The following is a 25,613-nucleotide window of genomic DNA, read 5'->3' on the forward strand; positions in this document are numbered from 1 at the left end:
TGCTAGCGGTCTGGCTGGCTGGTTGATAATTTCAGTCAGGTATTTGAGCGGGTCAAGAGACGGAACGCATGGTCGAGTTATCGCCCGCGACTGTTGCGGATAATGCACATGTGGCATTGCGCTACTGCGGGGCGCGCGGCAGGCAGACAGGTGCACCGGTTTCGGGATTTGTCACCACCAGCGCAGACAATCCGAAGACTTGGGCAAGCGTCGCCTCGGTAAGCGCTTCACGGGGCGTTCCGCGCGCGCGAATTTCGCCCTCGCGCATCAGCACTACCTCCCCTGCGAATTCCGCTGCTAGGTTCAGATCGTGCAGCACGGTAACCACAGTCTTGCCCGCTTCAGACAGCGCGCGGATTAACCCCAGGACTTCAAGCTGATGCGCCGGATCGAGGAACGTGGTCGGCTCGTCAAGCAGCAGGATCTCCCCCTGCTGCGCCAGCGTCATTGCGATCCAGGCGCGTTGCCGCTGGCCGCCCGAAAGGGTTTCCATCGCCCGATCCGCCAGATGCGCTGTCCCCGTCATCTCCAGCGCTTCGTCGACCGCCGCCTGATCCGAGCTCGACCACATGGAAAACAGACCGCGATGCGGGTACCGTCCCTGCCGGACCAGATCCCCCACCGTAAGGCGCTCCGGAGCGACCGAGTTCTGAGCCAGCACGCTCACAACTCTCGCCAGCGCCTTACTGCCCATTCTGGCAATCGGCCGCCCACCCAGTGTCACCTCACCCCTTTCGGCCTTCTGCAATCCGGCGAGCGTGCGCAGCAGCGTGGACTTGCCGCAGCCATTCGGGCCTAGGATCGCGGTCAAACGGCCGGGTGCGACCGCAAAATCAACACCGCGCACCACCGGCGCGCCGCCATAGCCGGCCCAAAGATCCTGCGCCGTCAATATGGCGCCAGCCGAGTTATTCATTCCGCCGTGTCCATAGAAGCCAGCCGAAGAACGGTGCGCCCAGGATCGCCGTCATCACCCCGACGGGCAATTGCACCGGTGCCAGGAGCCGGCGTGCGGCAATATCAGCCAGAAGCACCAGGATTGCCCCGGTCAGCGCCGCGGCCGGTATCAGCAGCCGATGGGATGCGCCAACGATCTTACGTGCAATATGCGGCGCGGCCAGACCAACGAATGCGACCGGTCCGGTCGCGGCCACGGCCGCCCCTGCCAGGGCCGCGCAGGCGAGAATGATCACCCCGCGCATCAGGTCCACATTCTGCCCCAGTCCCTGGCCCACCTCGTCTCCCATGCGGAATAGGTCCAGTTCGCGCGCCAGCCCCCAGAGCACCGCGAAGGGCAGAACCGACCAGGCAGCCAAAGTCACGACCTTGGGCCAGCGGCTATCCTGGAGGCTACCAGCCAGCCAGGTCATGGCTCGCTGCGCTGCCGCTACGTCTCCCATAAGCGAGACGAAGGTTGCCGCAGCGCCGGCCAGCGCGCCAAGCCCGATGCCGATCAGGATGATCCGCAGCGAGGATGTGCCTTCGCGCCACGCCAGCGCGTATATCAGCACCGACATCCCCAGCGCACCGGCAAAGCTGAGCACAGGCATCAGCCTGTCGGGAAGGGTGCCGGTCTCGACGATCACGATCACTGCCATCAGCGCGGCGCCGGAATTGATGCCGATCAGCCCCGGCTCGGCCAGCGGATTGCGCATGATCGCCTGTGTCGCCGTTCCGGCGACCGCCAGCGCCGCACCGACAAGCAGCGCCATGATCGCACGCGGCAGGCGCAAATCGTTGACGATCATCGCCACATACGGCGGCGCGGTCTCGGGCGCAGTCAGCGCCGAAATTACGTCGCGCGGCGCGAGGTTCAACTCACCCATCGCCACACTGGCGACCATCGCTGCGGCCAGCACCACGATAAGGACAGCAAAGCGCGTCACGCCGCTGCCCCCGTCGCATTGTTGCGCCCGGTCCTGCGGCGGGCCAGGTGGATGAAGAACGGCGCCCCTATCACAGCCATGGTCACACCGACGGGAATGTCGCGGTCCAAGAGAGCCCGCGGCAGCGTATCCGCCAGCAGCGTCAACATAGCTCCGCCCAGGAGGCAAAGCGGGATCGTCCAGCGATAATCCGGCCCCGCCGACATGCGCGCAATATGCGGCACTACCAGCCCGACGAATCCCAGCGGGCCGGCTACCACCACGGCCGTTCCCGCCAATGCCACGACGATCGCCGCCGAAACCGCGCGCCACAGCGCCAGGTTCTGCCCCAGCCCCCGCGCGATCTCTGCGCCAAGGCTGAGCGAGGTGAACTGCGATGCCAGGCTGACGGCCACCGCAAGTGCCACCAGAAGGTAGGACATCATCGGCAATACATCCGCCATGCGCCGGTTCTTGAGCGATCCGGCGGTCCAGAACCGCACCTCGTCCAGTGTACCGGAATCGTGCAGCAGGACGGTGGTGGTCAGCGAGATCAACAAACTGCCGACGACCACCCCGGCCAGTACCAGCTTGACCGGTGTCGTTCCAGACCGTCCCACCGAGCCCAGAGCATAGACCGCCAGAGCCGCGGTCGCCGCGCCCAGGAAGCCAACCCAGACCAGCTCGGGACCCGCCGGGATCCGGGTCAGGGACAACACCGTGACGATGGCGAAGGCCGCGCCCGCGTTCACGCCCAGAAGTCCCGGGTCGGCCAGCGGGTTGCCAGTCAGCGCCTGCATGATTGCGCCCGCGACTGCCAGCGCCGAACCCGCCGACAGTGCTGCCAGAAGCCGCGGCAGCCGCACCTGGAACAGAACAATACTGTCGCGCGACGCGCCGTATGGGTCGGTCAGCGCGGTTATCAGGTCTCTCAGCGGGATCGCGGAAGCACCGACCGTCAACGACCAAAGCGAAAGCGCCACCAGCGCCAACGCCAACATCAACAATACCAGACCGCGGCCGCTCCCCCGGTGTGCGATGGCTTTAGCGTGTGCCGATGACATATGTCTCGATATCGTCCAGGACCCGGTGCGCCGCACGCAGCCCGTTGAATTCCATCCAGGTGCCGTGATCAATGCGATGGACACGGCCCGCCTTTACAGCTGGCAGCATCTGCCAAAGCGGATGGTTCAGCACCTCTTCGTACCGCCCGTCGGTGTCGGACGTATTGGTGCCGCCGATAATGTAAAGCAGCACGTCGCCATCAAGCTGCGCCAGTTCCTCCCAGTCGGGGCGGTGCATGCCGATCGGGGCCAGCGCGGTCTCGTAGTCGCTGCGCCGCACGCCCGCTTCGTCAAGAAGCGCAAAGGGCGCGTAGCCGTCGGGGCCGCCGCGATACACTTGGAAATCCCACGAGGTAATGCGAAGGATGGACACGTTCACATCGTCTGGCACGCGTCTTCGCACGTCCTCCAGCCGCACGTCGAAGTCGGCAAGCATCTCGTCGACCTCGGCCTCTGCGCCACTCAGCCGCGCCAGTGTCCTGTAATAGGCGCGCCAGTCCACCTCGGTTTCCAGCATGGTCGGCGCGATCTGCGACAACATCGGATAGTAGGTGGAGGCAAGGCCCTCATCGCCGGTCATTGCGATGATCAGATCCGGCTGCAACGCCACCAGGCGCTCCATGCTCGGATCCGTGACGAACCCGAGATTGACGACGCCCAGTTCTTCCGCCTTGCCCAGAAGTTCTTCGTCCCCCATGTCGGTCAGCGGAGCGCCGACAATTGGCAGACCGACATCAATGCCGATGCCCAAGCTGAAACTCGGATCCATCACAACCACGCGCTGCGGTGGCTCCTCAAGGCACAGCGGCGCGGAATAGATCGACTCGCTATCAAGTAAGATGCCGTCGCATTGCTGCGCTGCCGCCAGATGCGGCCAGATGACCAGTATTCCCGGCAAGAGTACACGGGCGATCCGTTTCACGGCAGAAGACCTCCGGCCAATGCTTCGAACTTACTGGCTGGGGGTGGATCCGCGGTGTCCCGTGCCGCCCGTGGCTGCTACCGACGCATATGCGAGACCGTTTCCGACTGTCAACGGCACGTTGACGGCGGCTCAGGCAGTGATGTCACGGCTCAATGGATCAAGGAAACAGAAGAGTGGCTGCGATACCTTGAGCCTGCGCGGCTGCGAGCCTAGGGTTCAAATCCCGTCTTCGCTCTGAATGACGGCGAGCGTGTCCAAAGCATCTGCGACAATTGCGGCAACCTGGGCGGCTCTGGTTGCCGGGCTTCGGCCTCGATCCAGTGGTCGCAGGCTGCACGGTCAATACTCCAACGAGACTCGCCAATCACCGGGAACAAACACGGCAGCCTCTCACTCACCCGGAACTCTAAGGCTGGTCCACGGCTTCCACCAATCGCGACTCCAGCAAAATGCCCCAGATCAGCCTCCCCATAACGGGCTTTATGCCTGCACCGGAACACCGAGGATCGGAGTACGGACCTCCGAATCCGCAGGGCCAGGCCCCCACAACCGGAAAACTCCCGTTCTGTTTCAACCGCTTGTTACAATACGGCCCGACAACGCGGCAAATGTCGGCAAGTGTCTCTTCCGCCGAGTTTGGTCAAATTAGGGGTCAAGTTATCCGACCATTCGCCAATCCGACCGAGCGGATGCCGCCGATCTCTGCTTCGTACCATATGGGCAGAAAAACTGTTCAATATACTAATGATAAATATGTTGCCGTGACCTGAATCGGCACCTAGCTTAGTCCCTTCGCCACCACGTGCGCCCGTATTGATGGATTCTGTACGGTTGGTTTGTCTCTTTCGTTCAGGGTCAATACCCTTCACGCAGCCGCGCTGCCATTGGCGAAGAGTGAGTGAGAAGTCAAAGAACAGATTTTCGCAACTGGCTCCGCGGTTCCCTCAGGGAGCCAGCACAGTCGCCCATGCATAATCAGACCACATCCGCCTCCGGTCATACCGCCCGGCGCCCGTTTCTATATGGATTTCCTGCCGAGGCATGGGCGCCGGTGAAGAAGCGTTCGAATACGGGTAGGCTGGCCGCGCCCAGAACACCGGAACTGGGCCCTAGATGCGACGCGCGGAACGGGGCATTCGGAAGATGCCGGGACGGTCCGGGGAGTTCAATTCCCGACAAGCGTTCGATAAGGCAGGAGTTGAACCGGTCGGGAAGGCGACCGCCAATGACTATAGCTTCAGGATCCAGGAAGGCAGTGACAAAGCGACCGAGATCGGCGAGTTGCTCAGCAGCGCGATCCAGCCAGACCTCGATGGCCGGTTCCGCCGTGACCGGCATTTCCGCCAGATCGGCAATATCCGTTATCGCGAATCCCTCGCGCTTCAGAAACTCGACCAGGTCCTGGCCGGAAGGACGGGGCTGATCGTAGGGAAACAGCACGCCAGGCTTTGACGCGTTTCCGTGCGCGCCACGGTACAGCTTGCCGTTGATGATCGCGCCTCCGCCGACGCCATGCCCGATATGGACAAAGAAGAATGTGTCGTAGCCGGAGCCGCAGCCGTATAGGAACTCTCCAAGCGCAGCGCAGGCGCCATCCGTGTCAAAGCTGCAACCGAACCCAAGTGCCTTTGTAAAATCCGAGCCCAACGCCCTCTGGTCGAGTTCCGGAAACGACTCGTGTGCCAGCAACACCTCGCCATCCTCGGAAAATCCACCGGGAAGGGAGAATCCGGCCCCGACTAGCCTACGGCGCGAGATATTCCGAGCTTTCAGGGCCGCCTCAACTCTCTCGGCAGTCAGCTCGGCAATCGTGTCCATGGTAATCTGCTCGATCTCCACAGTATCGACCCACACGATTGTTCCGGCCAGATCCACCACGGCCAGATCGAACCGGCCGCGCATGAAGTTCACCCCGACTGTGTAGACCTGCCCCGGACGTACGGTCAGGTTCTTTCTCGGCTGCCCTAGCCCGCCGGACCTTTCGGCTTTTTCCGCGAAAATGCCAAGTTCCACGAACCGGGACACCAGGCGAGACACAGTGGTCGGAGTTAGCCCAGTCGCTTCTGAAATCGTCGCGCGCGATGGATTCGGCCCCCGCAGAACAATTTCGAAAAGCTGCCGTTCGTTGAAGGTCAGAGGCTCGCTCAGGTCGATCATTCCGATTTCATAGTCAGGATTCCCGATACGGGCCAGAGCCCGGTTTAAAAAATTAAATTGCGCAATGTAAATTAGTTGTCACAGAATCGGAGTATGACGTGTCTTACCGGGCGCCAGTGGCGTTCGACCATGAAACAAAGGACCTCGCCAATGACACCTCTCCGCACCATCAAGGTTGCGGGCCTGGCTACTTTTGGCCTTGCCGCTGCAACGACCGTGATGGCCGAACCGTTGGTCATCTATACCCCGCAAGCCGAAGACCGCACCGCCGAGATCGAAAAGCTCGCCGAGGCCGAACTCGGCATCGAGCTCGAATTCGTCAACATGGGCGGCGGCGCCGTCTATGACCGCGTTCTGGCCGAGCGCAACAATCCGCAGGCCGACGTCATCTTCGGTCTGATCGATTTCCTGACCGCCGGCCTGAAGCGCGAGGGCCTGCTCGAGCCCTACACGCTCGAGGCGCTGGACGGGCTGCCCGACATGTACAAGGACCCGGACGGCTATTTCTACGGCTACCGGCAGACCCCAATCACCGTGTCTTACAACGCCGACCTGCTGTCCGAGGACGAAGCGCCGAAAGCGTGGGAAGATCTCGCCAACCCGGAATGGGAAGGCAAGTTCATGATTGGCGCCCTCACCTGGCAGACCACCCGCGCCATCCTCGCCGGCCTGTTCACTCGCCAGATCGACGAGAACGGCGAGATGACGGATGCCGGCTGGGACTGGTTCGCCGATTTTTACAACAATGCCGTCATTTACGAAGACGGGATGAACCGTGCCGAGATGATGGCGTCGGGCAAAAATGTCATTTCGCTGAACCACTTCCTGGGGGTTCAGCGTGATGCCGAGGATGGCGGCTACAACTACGTGTATGTCAACACGACCGGCGGCACCCCGATTGTTGTCGAGCGCAATGCGATTCTGAAGGGCACCGACCAGATGGATGAGGCGCTGGCCTTTCTCGAATTTATCCAGTCGGTGGATTTCCAGGTCTGGAACGCAGAGACCTTCGGAGTGATCCCGGTACATCCGGACGCCATCGCGCAGTCCCCAGATGATGTCCGCTCCAACGCGACGCTTCTCGACCCGCAACCCATCGACTGGGACCTGATGGCCGAAAAGCTCGACGGCTGGCTGGAGCGAATCCAGCTAGACTTGCTCTGATTTCATTGCGCGTGAATGGGCTGGGAATCCGAGATCCCCAGCCATCCCGTTGCGGCAGCTCAGGCAATTACAGATGACAGCCACTCGAACACAGTGGCTGTTGCAAATCTCACATCTGCCGGTGGCAGGCTCGCGGCATTCCCTCCTGCCCTGCCCGGAGACGACGACGATGATAGACCTAGAACGGATCAGCGTGTCCTACGGTGATACGACCGTCATGCACGATCTGTCGCTCGATGTCCGCGAGAGTGAGTTCTTCACCCTCCTCGGGCCGTCCGGTTGCGGAAAAACCACGCTGCTTCGCACCATCTCTGGCTTCGTCACGCCCTCGTCCGGTTCCGTACACATTTCGGGCCGGGACGTTACCGCCCTCGCCCCCGAGGACCGCGGCATCGGTGTCGTCTTCCAGAACTACGCCCTGTTTCCCCACCTGACCGTGTTCGAGAACGTCGCCTTCGGCCTGCGCGTCGCACGTACCAACCGCGCCGAAATCGCCAGTCGCGTACAGGACGCGCTTGACCGCATAGGTGTCGCCGAGCACGCGGCCAAGAAACCGGCCGAGCTATCCGGCGGCCAGCAACAGCGCGTCGCCATCGCCCGCGCTTTGATCCTCGGCGCGCGAGTTCTGCTTCTTGACGAACCACTCTCCAACCTCGACGCAAAGCTGCGCGAGGCCATGCGCGACGAGATCCGCGACATCCAGCAGCGCATGGGACTGACCGCCGTCTATGTTACCCACGACCAGCACGAGGCGCTGGCCATCTCGGACCGGGTCGCCGTGATGGAATCCGGTGCCGTCCGCCAGATCGGCACTCCGCGCGAACTTTATGCCTCCCCCACCTCCGCCTTCGTGTGCTCCTTCATTGGCGACACGTCGTGTCTGCCGCCGCACCCCGCGTTCCAGCCCAACGGCCGCGCGGTGCGCGCGTTTGTCCGCCCCGAGCACGTACATCTCGGCGTACGCGACGGAGACGGCTGGATCAATCTGGAACCCACGCTCGAACGCATGGTCTATCAGGGCGCACGTACACGCCTCGTCCTGCGCGCCGGCGACACGCGGCTGACCGCCGAAGCTCCGAGCGATCAGCCAGAGCACGTAAACGGCGACACCGTACCGGTCTCAATCCGCCTGGCGGACGTCCACCTCTACCCCGAGGCGCAGCCATGACCGATCTCACCGTTCTTGCGCGCGCCGAGCTGACGCGCCCGGATCTGCCCTATCGAAAGTTCGCCTTCTGGGCCGGATTCGCGATGCTGTCCTGGGCCATCGTCGCCTTCCTCTACGTTCCGCTGGGAACCGTCCTTTCCGCCGCCTTTTACCGTGAGGGCTCCGTCACCACAGAAACCATCGCCCGCCTCGCCGGCGCAAGAAACGTCCGCTCTGCGCTCTGGAACACCTTCTGGATGGCCGGCGCCACGGTGATCACCGTCAACATCGTGGGCCTGTTTCAGGTGATGGTGCTGGAATTCGTCAAGGTCCGCGGCGCCGGCATCCTCAAGATCGCCTATGCCACGCCATTGGTCTTCGGCTCGGTCACCGCGATCACCGGTTACAATTTCGTCTACGGCGACAGCGGTGCGGTCACCGAACTGCTCACCCGCTTCTTCCCAGGCATGAACCGCGACTGGTTTCACGGCTGGGTCGCGGTGCTGATCGCCCACAGCTTCCTGATGACCCACTACCACTTCCTGTTCCTGCGCGCCGCCATCCGCCGGGTCGACTTCGCCACCGTCGAGGCTGCCCGCTCGCTCGGCGCCAGCCCGATCTCGGCGCTGTTCAAGGTCGTCCTGCCGGTGGTCCGCCCGACGATCTTCGCCGTCTCGCTCCTGGTCCTGCTCTCTGCCCTGACTTCCCTCGCCGCTCCCGCGATCCTCGGCGGGCGGGAGTTCCGCATGCTCAACCAGATGATCATGGGCCTGAACAGTGTCCGGCGGCAGGACATGGCGGCTCTCCTCGCCCTGCTTCTCGGCCTGATCTCGCTGATCGTGTTCCTCGGCCTGCGCTGGATCGAACGCCGCCAGACCTATTTCGGCGGCGCCAAGACACCGATCCCGATGCAAAAAGTCGTCCTGAAGAACCGCTTGTCGAACGCCGCCGTCCATATCATCGCCTGGGTGCTCTTCGTAATCTACGCGACTCCGGTCGTATTCACGATCCTGTTCTCCTTCGCGCCGTCGCGGTCCATCGCCACCGACGTGCTGCCAAGCAGCCTGACCCTCGACAACTACATCTCGGTCCTGACCGCGCAGCAGACGCTGGAACCGCTGGTGAACTCGACCGTGATGTCGGTTATGGCCATCGCCGTGGTTCTCTGCCTTGCGCTCTTCGCCGGCCGTCTCATAGCGAAGTCGAAATCGCTGCTGACCGGTGTGGTCGAATTCTCGCTGTTCATTCCCTGGGTCCTGCCGTCCTCGCTCGTCGCCATCGGCCTGATCCTCGCCTATGACGCTCCGAGCCCCTGGATCTTCGGCAACGTGCTGTTGGGATCCTATGCGATCATGCCCATCGCCTATGGCATCCTCATCGTGCCGATGATGGTCCGCCTGATCGGTGCGGCGATGGTGGGCATAGATCCCAGCCTCGAAGACGCGGCGCAGTCGCTGGGTGCCGGGCCGTTGACCCGTTTCCTGCGGGTGACGATGCCGCTGCTGGCGCCGGTGCTGATCCTGGTCTCCGCCCTGGCCTTCAACGATCTGGTCAACGAGTACACCGTCTCGGCCTTCCTCTATAACCCCAACAACAAGCCGCTCGGCGTCGCCATCGCAGGCTTCGCCGTCTCGAACGACCCCGAGACGCTGGCCAAGGGGCTCGTCTACGCCACGCTCGTGATGAGCGTGTCCTTCGTCATCATCATGCTCGCAGACAAGCTGGGGCTCGGCCGCGCGCCGATCTCCGTCGTCTGAGCCACTTCAAAAGGAGACCTGCCATGGAAACCTGCATCACCTGCTGGCACCTGCCCAACCACCCCCGCTGGTTCGACGAGGGCATCCGCCATTCGCTGGCCGAGATCGCCCATGCCGGTTTCACCCATGTGAACTGGAACCCGGACGCCGGTTACTCCTACGTCTACGCGCCGTCCGAGACGGATCACATCGCCGGGATGCTGGAAGAGGCCGGGCTGAAGGCCTGGTCGGTCCACGGCTCGCACGGCAAGAACAACGTGTCCGAGGTCGGTGCACCGCATAACGAGACACGCAAGGATTTTCTGTCCCCGCATGAATGGCAGCGGCAGGCCGGGCTGGACCTGATCCGTAACCGACTGGAATTCTGTCGCCGCATCGGCTCGCCAAATGTCGTCATGCATGTCGATCTCGACGAAGCCGAACTGCGCACGCCCGAAGGTCACAAGTCCTTCTACGACCGCTTCCACCGCTCCTTCGACGAGATCGCCGAGGACTGCGTCCGTACGGGCGTGAGGGTCGCGGTCGAGAACCTGACCGCCGCTCCCATCGAGCGCATTCTCGAAATGTTCGGCGAACTCTTCGACCGGCACCCGCCGGAAGTCGCCGGCCTCTGCTACGACTGCGGCCACGCCGAACTCGCCGACCCCGGGAACTTCCGCATCCTCGAAGACTACGGCCACCGACTGATCGCGACGCATCTGCACGACAACCGCTCTGTCCGCGACGATCACCTGCTGCCGCACGATGGCAATATTGACTGGGACCGCCTGATCTCTCTGATTTCGGCAACACCCTACGAACCCCCAATGAATTTCGAGACGCCTTATCGCGTCTATGGCATGGGCTATTCGCTGGGTGAGGCAGCATTCTACCAGCGCGCGCACCAACGTATCTCCGCACTTGAATTCAAGCTCGCGGAAGTCCGCGCGCAAGCGGCCGCTGCATGACGGCGGACCTGCTTGAGACTGCATCGAAGGTTGCGGGCGAAGTCGGTACTTTCTGCCTGGCCCGTTTTCAGGACGGCGGAAGCTACAATGTGTCTGTGAAATCGGCCCGCGACTTCGTGTCCGACGTGGATATGGCTGCAGAGCGGCTGGCGCGCGACCGGCTTGCCGCGACTTGTCCGGGCATTCCAGTCGTCGGTGAGGAGCAGGGCGGCACCCCAGGCGAGCGTTACTGGCTTGTCGATCCGCTCGACGGCACTACCAACTTCCTGAGCGGCCTCCCCTTTTGGGGCGTCTCGCTGGCACTGATGGAAAAAGGTCAGCCCGTTCTTGGCGCCGTTACGGCCCCCGCACTGGGCTTGCATCTGTGCGGTGGACCCGGAGGGCTGGAATGCCATGGTCCGCTGCGCGGCTGCCCGCACCGCTTCAATGCGCTCGTTGCGGTTGGCCGCAACGGCAACTGGTCGCCGTCGGAACGCGCCGCATGGGAACTGCAGCTCGAGCGAGACGGTCAGACAATTGTGAGCCTGGGGAGCTGCGCGATATCGCTTGCGCTTGTCGCCCTTGGCCGGCTTGGCGGCTATGTTGAGCGGAGAACAAGGCTATGGGATTGCGCCGCCGGAGAGGTCCTGTGCCGGGCCGCAGGGCGCGAGGTGGTGTTGCCGGGGGCGGACAAAGGTCTATTCGTGGACGTTTTTGCCGGGGCCGGGACGAGGTTCGTGCACTGTTCCGAGCGGGAGGTAACGGCTTGACGGATGGGAGTCTCAATCCTGAGGGAGGAATATCTCTCCATACCACCGCTCATACAGCCCGAGCGCCCAAACGCCCGCCATGCACTGGCAGGTAAGCGCTTTCCGTTAGTGTTTGCCGGTTTCCTGATCTCGCACTACCGTAATTTTCATTCACTGGTAGGGAGGCTGGCGAATTGGCGACGATCTTTGTCCGCTACGTCGCAATCGCGATGCTGCTGGCCGCGCTGCCCGCTGTAGGTTCGGCACAGGCGGCACCTCCGGGGGCCCTGGCCTGTACCGGATGCCACGATGCCACAGTAATGACCGATCTGTCACTGGAAGATATGACGGCAGAACAGATCGTCGCTGCCATCACCGACATCCGGAGCGGAGCACGGGACGCAACTCTGATGGATCGCATCGCAATAGGCTTCACGGATACCGAGATCAATGCCATCGCGCGATGGCTCGCGATCGAGGGTTACCGATGACCCCAGATCGCAGAAATTTCATCGCCTCCGCCGGGGCACTCGCGGCGGTATCGCCTTTCCCGGCCCGACCCCTCCGCTCACAGGATCGCGGCCGCATCGTCGTAGTCGGCGGCGGCTTCGGCGGCGGAACCGTGGCGCGGTTTCTTGCCGTGGCGGGCCATGACGTGACGCTTGTGGAGCGCAACGCGACGTTTTCCACCTGCCCGTTCAGCAACACAGTGCTCGGCGGGCTGAACGACATGTCTGCGATCGCCTTCAACATGAAGGGGCTCGCGGCTGCGGGCGTCACCGTCATCCGGCGGGAAGCCACGGGTGTCGACCCGGACAACCGACAGCTACAGCTCGCGGGTGATTCCTCTCTGCCCTACGACCGCCTCGTCCTATCCCCCGGCATCGAGATGCAGTTCGATGACCTACCCGGCTATGACGACGCCGCTGCGCAGATCATGCCGCATGCCTGGCAAGCAGGTCCGCAGACAGCAATCCTGCGCAGCCAGCTTGAGGCGATGGACGACGGCGGCACCGTCGTCATCGCGCCGCCCGAGTATCCGTTCCGCTGCCCACCGGGGCCCTACGAGCGCGCGAGCCTTATCGCATGGTATCTGAAGAACGAAAAACCGAGGTCCAAGATCCTGATCCTGGACACACGGGACAGCTTCTCCAAACAGGCACTGTTCGAGGAAGCGTGGACCGCGCTATACCCCGGGATGATAGACTGGGTCGGTCTGTCGAGGGGCGGTCGCGTGGTAGAGGTCGACCCCGACACAATGACGATCATCACTGATTTCGAGCAGTTCGAAGCGGACGTGGCCAATATCATCCCGCTGCAGCGCGCAGGGGCCATCGCGCGTGCCGCAGGTGTCACCGATCGGACGGGCTGGTGCCCAGTCGCACCGGATACTTTCGAATCGATGCTGGTCCCAGGCATTCACGTGATCGGCGATGCCTGCCTTGCCGGAGCGATGCCGAAATCCGGCTTCTCCGCCAATGCTCAGGGCAAGGTCGTGGCCGCTGCCATCGACGCGATATTGCGAGGCGAGGCACTGCAATCGCCAAAACTCATAAACACATGCTACAGCCTTGCCGCTCCAGATTACGGGTTCTCAGTTGCCGGCGTTTACGAAGTTGTGGGCGGTGAACTGGTTTCAGTTGAAGGATCCGGCGGTGTTAGCCCGACCGGCGCCGCGCCGGAAGTTCGCGCCGCGGAAGCAGATTATGCGCGCGCCTGGTACCGGACGATAACGCACCAGATTTGGGGGTGAGAGTCAGAGCCGCGGAAAGTGCATCTCACCGGGATTTCCACTCGCCCCGGGCTTTGTAACCTGGAGGTCCACGCGGAGTTTCACGACGCCAGGACCTCACCGCCTCTCTCGATCCGAGAAAAGTGCATTGTCCCGTGACGGGCTACCGCTGAAGGCCTCGTTGCGAATAGGCTCGTCCGAAACCCGCGTTTCGACGCGGGTATGCAGGAGGAGAGAGTCGCATGTCCGAGCAGAAGCCCGCCGTAAGAGAGATCCGGCAGAGTGAAGACCGTTTTCTGAGTTCGGATATCTTCGAAAGCGGCCGTCACACTCTGCCCCGGCGCAATGGTACCGGCACTATCCCGGAACCGGCGCGCGACATCCCCGTCTATCACAGTTGCGATGTTCTTGTTGTCGGTGGCGGCCCCGCCGGAACCTCGGCGGCACTTGCCGCGGCCAAAACTGGCGCCGACGTGGTGGTCATGGAACGCTACAACCACCTCGGAGGGCTTTCCACGGGCGGCGTAGTTATCTGGATCGACCGGATGACCGACTGGGAAGGAAATCAGGTGATCCGCGGTTTTGCCAAAGAAGTCATCGACCGAATGCCCAAGGAAGGCGTGGCCGGGCCGGAGCGGAAACTTTGGGGCGTGAAGGACGAAGCGCTGGCCAAGTACTGGCGTTTGCGCACCTCGGCCTTCCACGGCATCGTTACCTGGGCCCCAACACTGGACCCGGAGAGGCTGAAGCTGCTTAGCCAGGAAATGCTGCTGGAAGCCGGCGTGCGGCTGGTCTTCCATTCCTGGATGGCCAACACGATCGTCGAAGATGGCTGCGTGAAGGGTGTGGCCTTCGAGTCGAAGGAGGGCCGCCAGGCGCTGCTCGCCAAGGCCGTGGTAGATTGCACCGGCGACGGTGACGTCTTTGCCCGCGCCGGCGGCGAATACGAGGACGATATCGAGGAAGGTGACGTCCACCATTCTGCCAATACGGGCTTCATGCTGGCCGGCGTAGATATGGAGACCTGGCTTGATTTCCGCCTGAACGATCCAGACGGGTTTTCCGAACTGAACCAGCTCGGCCGCCAGACGCTGGGCTTTTTTCAGGCACCCTATGTCTCCTGGCGCAACGACGTGGCTCTGTTCCTCGGACCACGGCAGTCCGGCCTGTCGGCATTGAACGTCGATGACCAGACCGAACTGGAAATCCGTTCGCACCGTTTCATGTTGTCGCATTGCGAGTTTTTCCGGCGCCATGCACCAGGTTTCCAGAAAGCGTGGATGATGCTTTCCGCGCCGCAGCTTGGTGTGAGGCACACGCGCCGCCTCGCTGGTGTTTCACGCCTCGAAAGAGGCGATTGGGCCGGGGGCGAGATCCGTGTCGACGAGGTTGGTGTCTCTCCTTCGGTGTCGCCGAAATTCCCGGTTGTGTCTGTGCCCTATGGCTGCCTGGTACCGAAACGCCTCGACGGATTACTTGCCGCTGGCCGGCATATCTCATGCGATGCCAACAGCCACGGCTTCATGCGCGAGATCCCACAGTGCTGGCTGACAGGCCAGGCGGCCGGAACGGCCGCGGGTGTCGCCGCAAACCGCGGTCTGCAGCCGCGCGACATTAACGTGGGCGAATTGCAGGCCGAGCTGCGTAAACAGGGTGCTCACGTTCGCGACCCGGACGCGACAACGACACAACACGAACCTTCCGAGACTGAGTCGACCTGATTCATCAGGCCGCCGAACAGGCCGGCGACTTATCCGTCCGCCCAATCCGTGAGCGCTTTCATAGTTGACTTGCCGAGGCCCAGTTTGGGCACTTCGGAGAGCGGGCAGCCCGCATCCAGGCGTACCCGCATGTCAGCCACTGAAAATCCGTCGGCCCGTTCGAGCCTGGCAAGTTCGTCCCACGCAACAGGCACGGCAACCGGTGCCCCAGATCGCGCCCTCAGTGAATAAGGTGCGATTGCCGTCGCTCCGCGGCAGTTGCGCAGCCAATCGACGAAAATCCGTCCCTTGCGTTTCGTTTTCGACATCTTCGCGGTGAAGCGGTCCGGGTAGCGTTCGGAAAGGGTTCGGGCAAAGATCTTGGCGAATGTTCCGACGGTCTCCCAGTCCGCGATCCGGCGCAGCGGCACGATGACATGCACTCCCTTGCCACCAGTGACCATGGTTCCGGCTTCCAGCCCAATGTCGGCCAGTGCCTCGCGCACATCCAAGGCGGCCTTGCGCACATCGTAGAATTGCAGGCTCTCATCGGGATCGAGATCGAACACCATGCGATCGGGACGGTTCAGTCGGTCTCGCGCGGCGCCCCAGATGTGAAATTCGATAGTTCCCATCTGCACGGCTCCAAGCACCGCCTCGATATGACTTAAAACCATGTAGTCCTCGGTCTCGCCGTCGCTCTCCTCAATGGGTACGGTCTCGATGCTCTGCGGAAAACCTTTGCCCAAATGCTTCTGGAAAAAGCAGTCACCCTCAATGCCGGACGGGCAGCGAAGAAACGAGACAGGACGGTTCGACAGGCTATCCATCATCACTTCGGCCACGAGATCATAGTGTTTGGCAACGTCGGCCTTGGTCAGATCCGCTTCTGGAAATACCACCCGACTTGGATGCGAGATGTGAACGCCACGCAGTTTCACGGCATCGTCGACCTGTTCCGATTTCCCCGACACCCGTGCCTCCTGCGCATCGCCATCCAGGAACAGAGCGCTTTGCCGGATAGTAGACGGATAAACGAAACCGGCCGCGAGGGATGGTGTTTCTGCAGGCCGAACGCAGGCTGCCCCGTATTGACGACAACTGAGTAATGGTTCGGCTCCGCCATCTCCTCGAAGTCACGCTTCGATGGGTGGTATGAAAGGTTGTTCATGGAACGGCTTCCGCGACAATTGCCTTCACAGCACCAACGAACTGGTTGCGGACTGGTTCCCTAAACACCGCCGCCGGCCAAGTTCACCGCGGCTCGCAGTCAGAGAGATTGCCGGTTCCGGCGATCAAACCATCCTGAGTGGAGTTCTGCCAGATCCGGGTGAGCGCCTATGCGCCTGTGGAGCCGTTCCCGTCCTTTACGGCGCGCGCTTCCTCACGACGCTCAAGTCGCTCGATCTCCACGTCGAGCATGTAGGATAGCCCTGTCCGGATCAACACGATCAGCGCCAGCATTCCAATTTCGTTCAGCGTACGATGCACGATAGAGTGCAGGATGTCCGACACGATCAGAACTTCCAGCCCGGCGAGCAGCCACCGCCCGAGCGTCATACGGAACCGATCCAGAACGGGACCGGTCAGCCGATCGCTCCACGCCCCCGCTGCCTGCACAAATGTTCGCACAGCAACATATGTCGCCACGAACAGCCCGAAGACCAGAACACCGAAGGCGACGTAGTCGGCGATGTCCGCGACAGTCTCCAAGTCCCCTACCCGCCTCGCTCCCCGAATTGCCACTGCGACCGGCGCCTTGCCGGAACTATAGCGCTTCGTCAGGACGAACCAACCCGGAACGCCGGAATGATTGTATTCTGCCCGCAGACGCATGCGAGAAGCCACTTGAAAGCCGCGAAAGCGATCACGCGAGCCGACACTAGAACTGCCAGCACCTCATTCCAGGTTCAGCGCCGACACCGCCAAGTGCTGGTTGAATTTGGTGCGGTCGAGAGGCATTTCCCAACCTTCTCAAGGCATCTCATGTGGGAGCATTTCCGTATTAACTTCTGATGCTTAAAGACTTTCGCTTGACCAAAGATTCACATAGTGTGACTCTCGTTCACATCCACGAAGGTGGACCCAAAGGGGGACCAAAAAGTTCGATGCAGAAGTTGCAGGCATGAACTACAACGCCCTTAATGAACTAAAAGCAAGGTCACTCGGCGCAGGCAAGCACTCCGATGGTCAGGGGCTTTGGCTCGTCAAACGGAGCAAGACCGCTGGGAAGTGGGTGTTGCGTTTGACTGTCAATGGCCGACGCCGAGAAATGGGTCTCGGAGCGTGGCCAGATGTCGCGATCGCCGACGCCCGGCGCCGTGCCAGAGACGCACGTCAGGCACTGCGAGATGGCGATGATCCAATCGTTGAGCGGTTGAAGGCTCGCTCCACCCGCAACCAGCTCACCCTAGAGCAGGCGATTAACGGTTGTTTCGAAGCTCGCAAAGCCGGATTGAAACGCGACGGTGAAGCTGGGCGATGGATGTCGCCGCTAAAGACCCACCTGATTCCCCGCCTTGGGAACATCCCGATCGAAAAGATAGACCAACACCTTCTGAGGGAAACACTGGACCCTATTTGGCACAAGAAGCCTGATGCCGCCGAGAAAACTCTCCAACGCGTGAACCTAACGCTGAAGCACGCCGCGGCGCTTGGGCTCGACGTGGACCTCCAAGCAGCCATAAAAACTCGCGCCCTACTCGGCAAACAACGTCATGTGGTGCAGCACATTCCTTCCATGCCCTATTCGGAGTCCCCCACTTTCTATCATTGGCTGACGACAAAGACTGGCGCCGCTCCCTTAGCGCTACGCTTCTTGATGTTAACGGTGGCGCGAACAACCGAGGTGCGGTTGGCGGAATTTGATGAGTTCGACGGGGCGACATGGGCTCTTCCGCCCGAGCGAACGAAGACCGGGAAATTGCATCGAATACCGCTCAGTCGAGACGCTTTGGATATCTTGACAACCTTGCGAAGAACTGCCTCCGGGAGCCACATATTCTCCTCACACCGCGGCAAACATCTTTCGGACATGGCAATGTCATCTTTTATGAAACGCGAAGGCTACAATGCTCGGCCCCATGGATTCCGCGCCACGTTCAGGTCATGGGCCGAAGAATGCACCGACAAGCCGTTTGAAGTGAAAGAATTGTCGCTTGGACATCAGGTAGGCAGTGAAGTCGAACGGGCTTACCAGCGAAGCGATCTATTAGAAGCTAGACGAGAGCTACTCGAAATGTGGGGTGACTTCCTTGCAGGAAAATAGTCTTCTGTCTTCGGGAGGCAGGGGTCGTGAGTTCGAATCACGCCACTCCGTCCAATGATTTCAAACCGTTAAATTGGTTTGCGGCTGCCCAATCGCGAAGATTGTCTCAGACTTGTATCGTAAATCTGCTGTGTGCTGAGCTCCCAAGAGCGTGTGCATCACTCGGTAGCGCTGAGCTCCCTGCAGCAATTCTTACACGTCCATGAATCACAGGGCACCGTGTTCGGTCCAGGGAGGCGGCCCCACCTAAAAGCCAAAGTTTCGGCGGCATTCGAGTCACGGTTTCAGTCAAACAAGTTCGCGACCAAGCACCATCGCAGCCCAAGATGGAAGCGACGCCTAGTCTGCCTCATGCACATTTCGACGCTTAGTTAAGCGCTTAGATAAAGAAATCAAATGTTCGATATTTTTTGCCCCCGCGGGGGCAGCAGGCAAATCAGTATCTCCGTATCGCTCTGGGTCACCAAAGGATACGCCGTGCGTAAGGTCCGGCCTTCGAAGCCAATCGCGCGGCTCTAATTCAACGTTTTTTCCGATCACCTTCCGGTTCGAGAAGACATTTTCCACGAGTTCACGTTTCTCGGTTGGTTCCCCGATTTCGTAAAGCAAACAAAGGTTTTTCATCAGTTCGAGGAAGTCCCCGTGGTTTTTGGCAAGGGCGGCTGGGTCCGGAATTGCCGCCAGTTGTTCTCGAAGGGCAACCAGACGCAGTTTGCCTGATCGCTGCCGATCGTGAAATGTTTGCTGATCGAGCGCTTCGTCGACCAGCAAGTCGGTCAGCCGATCGAGCCGTCGCTCTTCATCCGCAATCTGCAAACTGATTGCCTTTGCTTTGGCCGTTGTGTCTGTATTGGCTTGCTCCTTACACCAGGTGTCTTCCATCTCCTCAGCAAGGTTCAGACTGATCTGCAAACGGCTCAAGTGATGTCGGATAGTGTCTTCCAACCGATCTTCACGGACTGTCGTCGTCGGACAGCTCGATCGCTGACAGCGATAGTAAACACGGCCCTTCTGACGCTCCGGACACATCGGCCCTTCGCAGAGACCACAACGAAACAGCCCCTGGAACAGATGATTGTGCCGGGTGACCTTCGGCGCCGCGCGTCCGGCCTTTGCATCTTGTACCCGCGCGAACTGGTTTGCACTGATTAACGGCTCATGTATGCCTTCATAGCTCGCTCCAGTGCGGGCGATGGTGATAATGCCGGCATAGAAGGTGTTGTTGAGAATGGTCTCGACTCCATGCAGGCTCAAGGGGCGGCCTGCTAGATTTCGCAATCCGCGCCGGTTCATCTCTGCCTGTAGCGAACGCAAGGAATGCTGACCACTGGCGTACAGATCGAACAGTTCTCGAATGAGTGGCGCCTTCTGCGGATCCGGTGCTTTCGGCTTGCCCTTACCTTTGTCCAAGTACCCGATCGGCGCTCGAAAGGGGTAGAGCCCCTGCTTGAGCCTGCCACTAAGCCCTTTGATCGTCTCCTCGCGCAGGTTTCGAATGTAGTCGGCCGCGATTACGGCCTGGATGTCGGCGGTAATGCGCCCGCCCCTCGAATTGAAGTCCAAGGTCTCGGTGGCGACATAAATGTCGATGCCATGGTCAGGCAGTTCGCTGAACATCGCCCAATCCCGAAGGTTTCGTGCCGACCGATCGATCTTGTGAATGATCACGCCGCGGGCGGAGCCGCGTCTGAGTTGCGTAAGCATCTGGTTGAACACCGGCCGGCCGCCTTTCGCGGCCGTCTGCTTCTCTTCAAACCATTTGATGATGGAGAGGTTCTCGCGACTCGCAAAGGCCAGGATCGAGTCCATCTGAGCTTCGAGTGAGACCCCCTCTCCCTGTTTCAGGGTCGACACCCGGATGTATCCAAAGCACGGCTTCATACGTCGTCGTTCCAGTCCTTTGACTCTACCAGATCTTCAAAATTTGGCGAATCCGCCTGATTTGGGAATGGCCACTTTCTCTCCGCCAACAGACGCAGGTAGATCCGCTTGCAGAGCGCCAGATGCCGCTCCAGATGGTTGTCTTTGCTCATACCAGACAGGGTACACTGGCCACACATTCCAAAAAGACCGGATCAGGCAGCATACCGCCGGGCAGAAGGGGGCAGCGTCGTCATCGAGAACGGTCGGGTCGGCTCGCCGTTAACAAGTAGGCGTATGACAGCTCGATAATTGGGCTGGCTTTGCAGAGCTGCCGGATCAACACAGCCGAGCTGACTGGCAATGAGCGGTGCATCCGCGGTTCCGATGCGGAAACTTATTAGCGTGCCGGCGTTGCCCAGCACTGATGCGAGGACAGCCGGGCTGGCTTGAGCGGTGTGTTGCTGGCTGAGCACCGCGCCCAGGCCGTACTTGCGGGTTTCGGCCAGGAGATCGACCACCGCCTCAGAGGTGAAGGAATGGAACTCGTCAATGTAGAGCATGAACGGGCTCCGGAATTCCGCATCTGTCCCCTGACGCGAGAATGCGGCGTGGATAATGCTCGAAGTCAAAAGACCGCCCACAACATTGGACACATCGCTGCCAATGTGGCCTTTAGCGAGATTTATGACGAGCCCCCTCCCCTCGTCCATAAAGCGTCCAAAGCGCAGCGGCTCTTGCGGAGCGCATATGGCTCTGCGGACCGTTGGATGCGCTAGGAAGGCGCCCAACTTGTTGGCAATAGGCGCCAATCCATCCGCAGCGTTCTTGTAGTTCATCGCCGGGTATTCTTTTGTCCAGAACTGCCGGACTTGCGAGTCCTGGATCTCCGATATCACACGTTTGCGAAAATCGCGGTCCAGAAACAACCTGAGGATATCCTGGAGATTTGGCGTTTCCGTATCCAAAAGCGCGAGCACCGCATAACGCAGCAGGTGTTCCATGCGAACTCCCCACGCATCGGCCCATTGCTTCTTAAGCGTATCGATGAGGCCAGACGCGATCAGAGGCCTTATGGGCGTCGATACCTTGGCGAGTGGATTGTACCCGAGCGGACAGACCGGGTCAGCGATGTTCCAATATGTGACGCGCTCTCCGAGTGCTTTGACCAACGATTGAGCAAGATCGCCATGGGGATCGATTAGGCAAAATCCAGTCCCCTGGTCGGCATCTTGAAGTGACAAGTTCCCCAGCAACGTAGTCTTGCCGGTGCCGGTTTGGCCGACCAAATAAACGTGCATTAACCGATCGGGTAAAGCAATCCCAAATGGAAAACTTCGATAGTGGCGATAGGCCAAGCCCAAAATGGTGATTGGAATTTCAAACTGAGTCATACATAAATTATGTATGTTGGGTAAGACATAAAATAGGCCCATCAACTCGTAAATCTTTTCCAGCGCACGTGGCCTGCGCAATATTCGTTTTGCAAAACTTCGGTCAAACCTGCGCTACAAGACGGCGTCACTTAGTTTGCGCAACCCTAGATGATGCGCGGGAAATTAATCCCACGACAGATACTCGAGTCAGGTTTTGCAAGCACAAATTTTAAAGAAAACGAGATTTATGAAGTGTTTTCAGAAAAGAAACTTGCAAATACTTTCAACCTCACGAATGCCACCTTTGACATCAAAATAAAAAATAAAGATTATCTAAATATTTTCTGAAATATGTGGTAGATATTATTTATAAATAGAGAATCTCATAAATCCATTATTATGTCTTGACTACCTCTATGTGATTCTGTAAGAGCAATACTTACAAAATATTATCCATATCAATTACTTTTAATCTAAACACTACTAACTTTATCCATTGCGAGTTTTTCGACATCTGCGAGATAAAATATTCTTAGCGGATTTAAAGATTTTGGCGCTGCATTCGGTGCTCCCAAATTAGGTAGGCGCTGCATAATTTAGTATTTCCTGGGATTTTTCATTAATTCTCGATTGACTCGTTTTTTCCATAGGGACGGTAGGGCGGGATGAATGGAGGGCATGACAAAGTGACAAGTCTCGGCGGCGAGTCGACAAATGCAGATACAATAGACGAGTTTCTTACCCTGCTTCTGGGTGAGAACGCGGCTAGTGGCTTCCGTGAAGAAATAGGCGTTGAAGGCTCGTTGGCGGAAAGCCAAAGCTTATTGTACTGCATATACTCCGCATATGATGAGCTCAGATCAGTGACCGCCCAAGATGATGGCTGTACGGACGTAGCCTTCGTGCGAGCACTCACGGTCAACTCGCATTCGGTTTCTGGGTATTTTGCCGGGCTGCAAAAACGGTTAGATCGGGTAACTGACGCTGGCGATGCTGCGGAACGTGCCTGGGCAATCTTTCAAGCCACGGGTAGCACGTCGGGATTACTGAAGCACGCTGCACGAGCAGCGTTTTCCCAAGCTATTCGTGATCTTTCAAATTGGCACAATACGGTCGGCGCCGAAATTGGACTCGTCTATCCAACGGATTCTACTGGCAGCAGCCTGATCAACAAGGTTACGTCATCTGGCGCCACTGTATTGAATGCAATGCAAAGCCATTACTCTGTAATACAATACAATTTAAATATTGAAGTCGAAAGAATTCTGGCTGATGCGGGCCTTAATACATCGGCGTCGTGCTGCCAGTTCGACGGCATTTTCGATATGCTCGAAGCTGAAATGGAAAAACTCCCAGCGGAGACGCGAGCTAGGATTGCGATTGATCTGGAAGCACTTCGCGCCGAGGCTTCCAATTCGAGCGATAACTTGGTAAAATCCAGAATTAACCTATCAATTTCCGAGCGCATTGGAGACATTAGTGAAATATCTTCTGCTTCAAAAAATTACAAGAATGCACAATTGGAGTTCGATAGTCTATCCACAAAGATCGACAGCTTTCAAAAGGCAAACAACCTGGAAGGCTCAGGGGTTACCAATAGTCACATTTCCGACGCCATAAACGAAACGTCTACTTTTAGCGCGCGCGCGGTCAATGCCCTTGACATGGAAGGGTCAAAGATCGACGTGCTCGCGGACAGTTACCATCTGTCGGGCGAAGTTAATCAAATTCTCGCTGTCGACAATCGGCTAGATAAAAAGTTCGGATTGGCAACCGACGTGTTCGCTATTTCGAGCATGATTGCCGCGATGACCTCCGATGATTTTAGAAATGCTTCTGAAATTGTAAAAGCTCAGACGGCAATTTCATTCATTGGAGTGTCCTTGGATGCAGTTGCAAATGGATTGGCGCTATCGGACTTAGATAAGTTAGGATTTGGCGCCGCATCCGCCGGCACCGCCTTTATTGTGACCGGCGCCTTACTCAAGCTCGATGGGCTGCAACAGGCGCTGGACGATCCGAACCTGTCTAATGCCCAGCGTACGGCACTGGAGGCGGAATTCGCGCTGCAGACCACGGCAGTTACCCTCGCGGTCGCGCAGGGGGCCGTTGATCTGGCCATCCGCGCCGGGGTTGCCGGTTCAAAATACCTGCTCAAAGCGTCGCCGATCATTTCGTGCGTTGCTGCGGTCGCGACGACCATCAATCCGTCGAAATGGGCGGAGTTTGCTAGCAAAGAAGAGTATATCGATGTCGTTGAAGCACGCGGCGACTACTCCTCGGAAGTCCTCGGCGATGCGCTGTCCAACAGCCTGAAAATCGAACAAGATTACTACATTGCGAAGACAGTCGTCGATTCCGTCTTCACTCTGGCATCCGGTATCATGATGGCATCCGGCGTAGGTGCGCCGATTGCATTTATCACGGGGGCTATCGGCGGCATCGCTTCATTGATCATGTCGGCTATCGAGGAAGCCCGGCTCGAAAAGCTCGCCGAGAAGACACTCGACGATATCACCGACGGCGGAACCCGTTCGATCGATGACTTCTTCCAGGAGAGCCTGGAAAAGAGCTTCGGAGATACGCAGGAGCGCTATACTCCGATCTTCGACAAGCTTCTGGACGACGGCGGCTACGACTCGGCCGTGCTGGTCGGCAACGAGACGCTGACACAGACCGACCTTGAACTCATCATGATGGCCCGAATTGATGGCCAGGTAACGAACTATGCCGGTAACTTCGGCTCATCCTATACACTCGATGATGGCTGGCAGGACGATCAGGTCCATATCGAAGAAGATCAATTTGCGCAGAATAAGGTCATTCTCGAAGACGACGACGGGGACCAGCGCTATGTCACTTTCTCGACGCCGCTGCTTGAAAAGCACCTGAACACTTACACCAGGTTTGAAGGCGAATGGCACCCCGAATACGGTAGCGTCCCGGATCGCGAAATCATCAACATCGGTACATTCAACGGCTGGCTGGTAGCAGACGACGATCAAGGCACGTCGACTACCTTCGACATCAGCCAGATCAACAACGAACTCTGCTATGAAGACCGTTACGTCCAGCACGAAACATACGACTACGAAGTAATCACAGATCAAAACAGCAGCTATTGGGTTACGGTCGACCAGGACTTCGTCTGGTACACAGGCAACATGATCCGCCAAGTGATCGATTTCTCGATCGACGCGAAAGATGGTGACGACACATACATTGCCCACGGGTCGTTCGTGAACTTCAATGGCGGTGACGGAATCGATACGGCAATCTATTCGGCGTTTTCCGAAGATGACCTGGCCACCGGTATCGTCATCGAGAATTACGCCGCACAAGCGGCGCAAATCGGTACCACGGCATCCGGCCCCGAGGCGGGCGCGATGCGTGTGATCACCACGATGGCGGCGGGCACCTACTATACCCGAGAGAGTATCGTCATTCGGTCGTACAATGAAGGCCAGCTGGAAAAGGAAGAGGTTGTCACTGAAGCCGTAGAAAGAACGACCGACGAGGAAATCTTCGACGACCTGATCTCTGTGGAGGAGATCGTGGCGACCAGTCAGGATGACCGCATCGATCTGCGCGGGCACTCCGGCAATGGGAACTCCGTGATCGAGGTTCATGGCCTTGCGGGTGACGACGAGATATTCGGCGACACGACAACGAACATCATCACCGGCGGCGCCGGAGACGATGTGCTCGATATTTCGTGGCGCCTATCAGAGACCAGGGCGACCTTCCATTCGCTGATCAGCCAGCTTGGCGTCACCGACCTGTATATCAGCAACGTCGTTGGAGACGGGCTTCTGACCCGGGCCCAGGCAGACGCGCTTCAACAGACGGTATTCGACGCAACAGGCATGTGGGCGAGTGAGACGCTGCACGAACAGCTTGCGGCCTATGCGAACGGCGAACGG

At 59.3% G+C, this 25,613-nt stretch carries 20 protein-coding genes; 10 read left to right on the top strand and 10 right to left on the bottom strand.

Translation table 11 applies throughout. From position 1 onward, the window contains the following. Nucleotides 1–121: 121 nt before the first annotated feature. The 5 genes from HCO70_RS11525 to HCO70_RS11545 all read right to left on the bottom strand — a co-directional run bounded on the left by HCO70_RS11525 (nt 122) and on the right by HCO70_RS11545 (nt 6,011). Nucleotides 122–916 (bottom strand): ABC transporter ATP-binding protein, encoded by a 795-nt coding sequence (locus HCO70_RS11525; RefSeq protein WP_172295988.1) that lies wholly within the window; start codon nt 914–916, stop codon nt 122–124. Further along, on the bottom strand, nt 909–1,886 hold the full coding sequence (locus HCO70_RS11530; RefSeq protein ID WP_216665333.1) for an iron ABC transporter permease: 978 nt from the start codon (nt 1,884–1,886) through the stop codon (nt 909–911). The genes HCO70_RS11525 and HCO70_RS11530 overlap by 8 nt, the downstream gene beginning before the upstream one ends. Then, a complete protein-coding gene (locus HCO70_RS11535; protein WP_216665334.1) occupies nt 1,883–2,848 on the bottom strand; it encodes an iron ABC transporter permease in 966 nt (321 codons plus the stop codon). Before HCO70_RS11535 ends, HCO70_RS11530 begins: the two co-directional genes overlap by 4 nt. Nucleotides 2,849–2,909: 61 nt before the next feature. Next, on the bottom strand, nt 2,910–3,851 hold the full coding sequence (locus HCO70_RS11540) for an iron-siderophore ABC transporter substrate-binding protein (protein WP_216665335.1): 942 nt from the start codon (nt 3,849–3,851) through the stop codon (nt 2,910–2,912). A 999-nt stretch (nt 3,852–4,850) separates the two neighbouring features. Next, nucleotides 4,851–6,011, bottom strand: coding sequence for an ROK family transcriptional regulator (locus tag HCO70_RS11545; RefSeq protein ID WP_172295992.1), 1,161 nt, complete (start codon nt 6,009–6,011; stop codon nt 4,851–4,853). Between the two features lie 150 nt (nt 6,012–6,161). Here HCO70_RS11545 and HCO70_RS11550 point away from each other — a divergent pair, with 150 nt between their 5' ends. The 8 genes from HCO70_RS11550 to HCO70_RS11585 all read left to right on the top strand — a co-directional run bounded on the left by HCO70_RS11550 (nt 6,162) and on the right by HCO70_RS11585 (nt 15,207). After that, a complete protein-coding gene (locus tag HCO70_RS11550; RefSeq protein ID WP_172295994.1) occupies nt 6,162–7,175 on the top strand; it encodes an extracellular solute-binding protein in 1,014 nt (337 codons plus the stop codon). Between the two features lie 169 nt (nt 7,176–7,344). Next, entirely contained in the window at nt 7,345–8,343 is a 999-nt protein-coding gene (locus HCO70_RS11555; RefSeq protein WP_172295996.1) for an ABC transporter ATP-binding protein, read from the top strand. Further along, nucleotides 8,340–10,079, top strand: a complete 1,740-nt coding sequence (locus tag HCO70_RS11560) for an iron ABC transporter permease (protein ID WP_172295998.1) — start codon at nt 8,340–8,342, stop codon at nt 10,077–10,079. The genes HCO70_RS11555 and HCO70_RS11560 overlap by 4 nt, the downstream gene beginning before the upstream one ends. A gap of 23 nt (nt 10,080–10,102) precedes the next feature. After that, nucleotides 10,103–11,026: a sugar phosphate isomerase/epimerase gene (locus HCO70_RS11565; RefSeq protein WP_172296000.1), complete on the top strand. Its 924-nt coding sequence runs from the start codon at nt 10,103–10,105 to the stop codon at nt 11,024–11,026. Next, entirely contained in the window at nt 11,023–11,775 is a 753-nt protein-coding gene (locus HCO70_RS11570; RefSeq protein ID WP_172296002.1) for an inositol monophosphatase family protein, read from the top strand. Before HCO70_RS11565 ends, HCO70_RS11570 begins: the two co-directional genes overlap by 4 nt. 173 nt (nt 11,776–11,948) lie before the next feature. Next, nucleotides 11,949–12,245, top strand: coding sequence for a hypothetical protein (locus tag HCO70_RS11575; protein WP_216665336.1), 297 nt, complete (start codon nt 11,949–11,951; stop codon nt 12,243–12,245). Further along, on the top strand, nt 12,242–13,507 hold the full coding sequence (locus HCO70_RS11580) for an NAD(P)/FAD-dependent oxidoreductase (protein WP_172296004.1): 1,266 nt from the start codon (nt 12,242–12,244) through the stop codon (nt 13,505–13,507). The genes HCO70_RS11575 and HCO70_RS11580 overlap by 4 nt, the downstream gene beginning before the upstream one ends. Before the next feature lie 221 nt (nt 13,508–13,728). Continuing rightward, entirely contained in the window at nt 13,729–15,207 is a 1,479-nt protein-coding gene (locus tag HCO70_RS11585; RefSeq protein ID WP_172296006.1) for an FAD-dependent oxidoreductase, read from the top strand. A 29-nt stretch (nt 15,208–15,236) separates the two neighbouring features. Here HCO70_RS11585 and ligD read toward each other — a convergent pair whose 3' ends face one another. After that, a complete protein-coding gene (ligD, locus tag HCO70_RS11590) occupies nt 15,237–16,160 on the bottom strand; it encodes a non-homologous end-joining DNA ligase (RefSeq protein WP_371742191.1) in 924 nt (307 codons plus the stop codon). Between the two features lie 364 nt (nt 16,161–16,524). Beyond that, nucleotides 16,525–16,899 (bottom strand): DUF1622 domain-containing protein, encoded by a 375-nt coding sequence (locus tag HCO70_RS11595; protein ID WP_172296008.1) that lies wholly within the window; start codon nt 16,897–16,899, stop codon nt 16,525–16,527. 412 nt (nt 16,900–17,311) lie between these two features. Here HCO70_RS11595 and HCO70_RS11600 point away from each other — a divergent pair, with 412 nt between their 5' ends. After that, nucleotides 17,312–18,454, top strand: a complete 1,143-nt coding sequence (locus HCO70_RS11600) for a site-specific integrase (RefSeq protein WP_172296010.1) — start codon at nt 17,312–17,314, stop codon at nt 18,452–18,454. Between the two features lie 339 nt (nt 18,455–18,793). Here the strand turns inward: HCO70_RS11600 and HCO70_RS11605 are convergent, their stop codons facing one another. From HCO70_RS11605 to HCO70_RS11610, 3 genes are read right to left on the bottom strand one after another with little or no spacing between them, the layout of a single operon-like run. After that, on the bottom strand, nt 18,794–20,335 hold the full coding sequence (locus HCO70_RS11605) for a recombinase family protein (protein ID WP_256372963.1): 1,542 nt from the start codon (nt 20,333–20,335) through the stop codon (nt 18,794–18,796). Continuing rightward, nucleotides 20,332–20,487 (bottom strand): hypothetical protein, encoded by a 156-nt coding sequence (locus HCO70_RS24620; protein ID WP_216665337.1) that lies wholly within the window; start codon nt 20,485–20,487, stop codon nt 20,332–20,334. The genes HCO70_RS11605 and HCO70_RS24620 overlap by 4 nt, the downstream gene beginning before the upstream one ends. Before the next feature lie 42 nt (nt 20,488–20,529). Beyond that, nucleotides 20,530–21,708, bottom strand: coding sequence for a type IV secretory system conjugative DNA transfer family protein (locus tag HCO70_RS11610; RefSeq protein WP_172296014.1), 1,179 nt, complete (start codon nt 21,706–21,708; stop codon nt 20,530–20,532). Nucleotides 21,709–22,553: 845 nt separating this feature from the next. Between HCO70_RS11610 and HCO70_RS11615 the strand changes: the two genes are divergently transcribed. Then, nucleotides 22,554–25,613, top strand: a 3,060-nt coding sequence (locus HCO70_RS11615; RefSeq protein WP_172296016.1) for a hypothetical protein, incomplete at its 3' end; no start/stop codon positions are given.

It is taken from the genome of Pseudoruegeria sp. HB172150 (assembly GCF_013184805.1).
Lineage (GTDB): Bacteria > Pseudomonadota > Alphaproteobacteria > Rhodobacterales > Rhodobacteraceae > Psychromarinibacter.

What these genes read in the sequence shown, in the direction of transcription:
- HCO70_RS11525 (WP_172295988.1), bottom strand. Translation starts at nt 916, where the DNA reads ATGAATAACTCGGCTGGCGCCATATTGACGGCGCAGGATCTTTGGGCC.
- HCO70_RS11545 (WP_172295992.1), bottom strand. Translation starts at nt 6,011, where the DNA reads ATGATCGACCTGAGCGAGCCTCTGACCTTCAACGAACGGCAGCTTTTC.
- HCO70_RS11550 (WP_172295994.1), top strand. Translation starts at nt 6,162, where the DNA reads ATGACACCTCTCCGCACCATCAAGGTTGCGGGCCTGGCTACTTTTGGC.
- HCO70_RS11555 (WP_172295996.1), top strand. Translation starts at nt 7,345, where the DNA reads ATGATAGACCTAGAACGGATCAGCGTGTCCTACGGTGATACGACCGTC.
- HCO70_RS11560 (WP_172295998.1), top strand. Translation starts at nt 8,340, where the DNA reads ATGACCGATCTCACCGTTCTTGCGCGCGCCGAGCTGACGCGCCCGGAT.
- HCO70_RS11565 (WP_172296000.1), top strand. Translation starts at nt 10,103, where the DNA reads ATGGAAACCTGCATCACCTGCTGGCACCTGCCCAACCACCCCCGCTGG.
- HCO70_RS11570 (WP_172296002.1), top strand. Translation starts at nt 11,023, where the DNA reads ATGACGGCGGACCTGCTTGAGACTGCATCGAAGGTTGCGGGCGAAGTC.
- HCO70_RS11580 (WP_172296004.1), top strand. Translation starts at nt 12,242, where the DNA reads ATGACCCCAGATCGCAGAAATTTCATCGCCTCCGCCGGGGCACTCGCG.
- HCO70_RS11585 (WP_172296006.1), top strand. Translation starts at nt 13,729, where the DNA reads ATGTCCGAGCAGAAGCCCGCCGTAAGAGAGATCCGGCAGAGTGAAGAC.
- HCO70_RS11600 (WP_172296010.1), top strand. Translation starts at nt 17,312, where the DNA reads ATGAACTACAACGCCCTTAATGAACTAAAAGCAAGGTCACTCGGCGCA.
- HCO70_RS11605 (WP_256372963.1), bottom strand. Translation starts at nt 20,335, where the DNA reads ATGAAGCCGTGCTTTGGATACATCCGGGTGTCGACCCTGAAACAGGGA.
- HCO70_RS24620 (WP_216665337.1), bottom strand. Translation starts at nt 20,487, where the DNA reads ATGAGCAAAGACAACCATCTGGAGCGGCATCTGGCGCTCTGCAAGCGG.
- HCO70_RS11610 (WP_172296014.1), bottom strand. Translation starts at nt 21,708, where the DNA reads ATGACTCAGTTTGAAATTCCAATCACCATTTTGGGCTTGGCCTATCGC.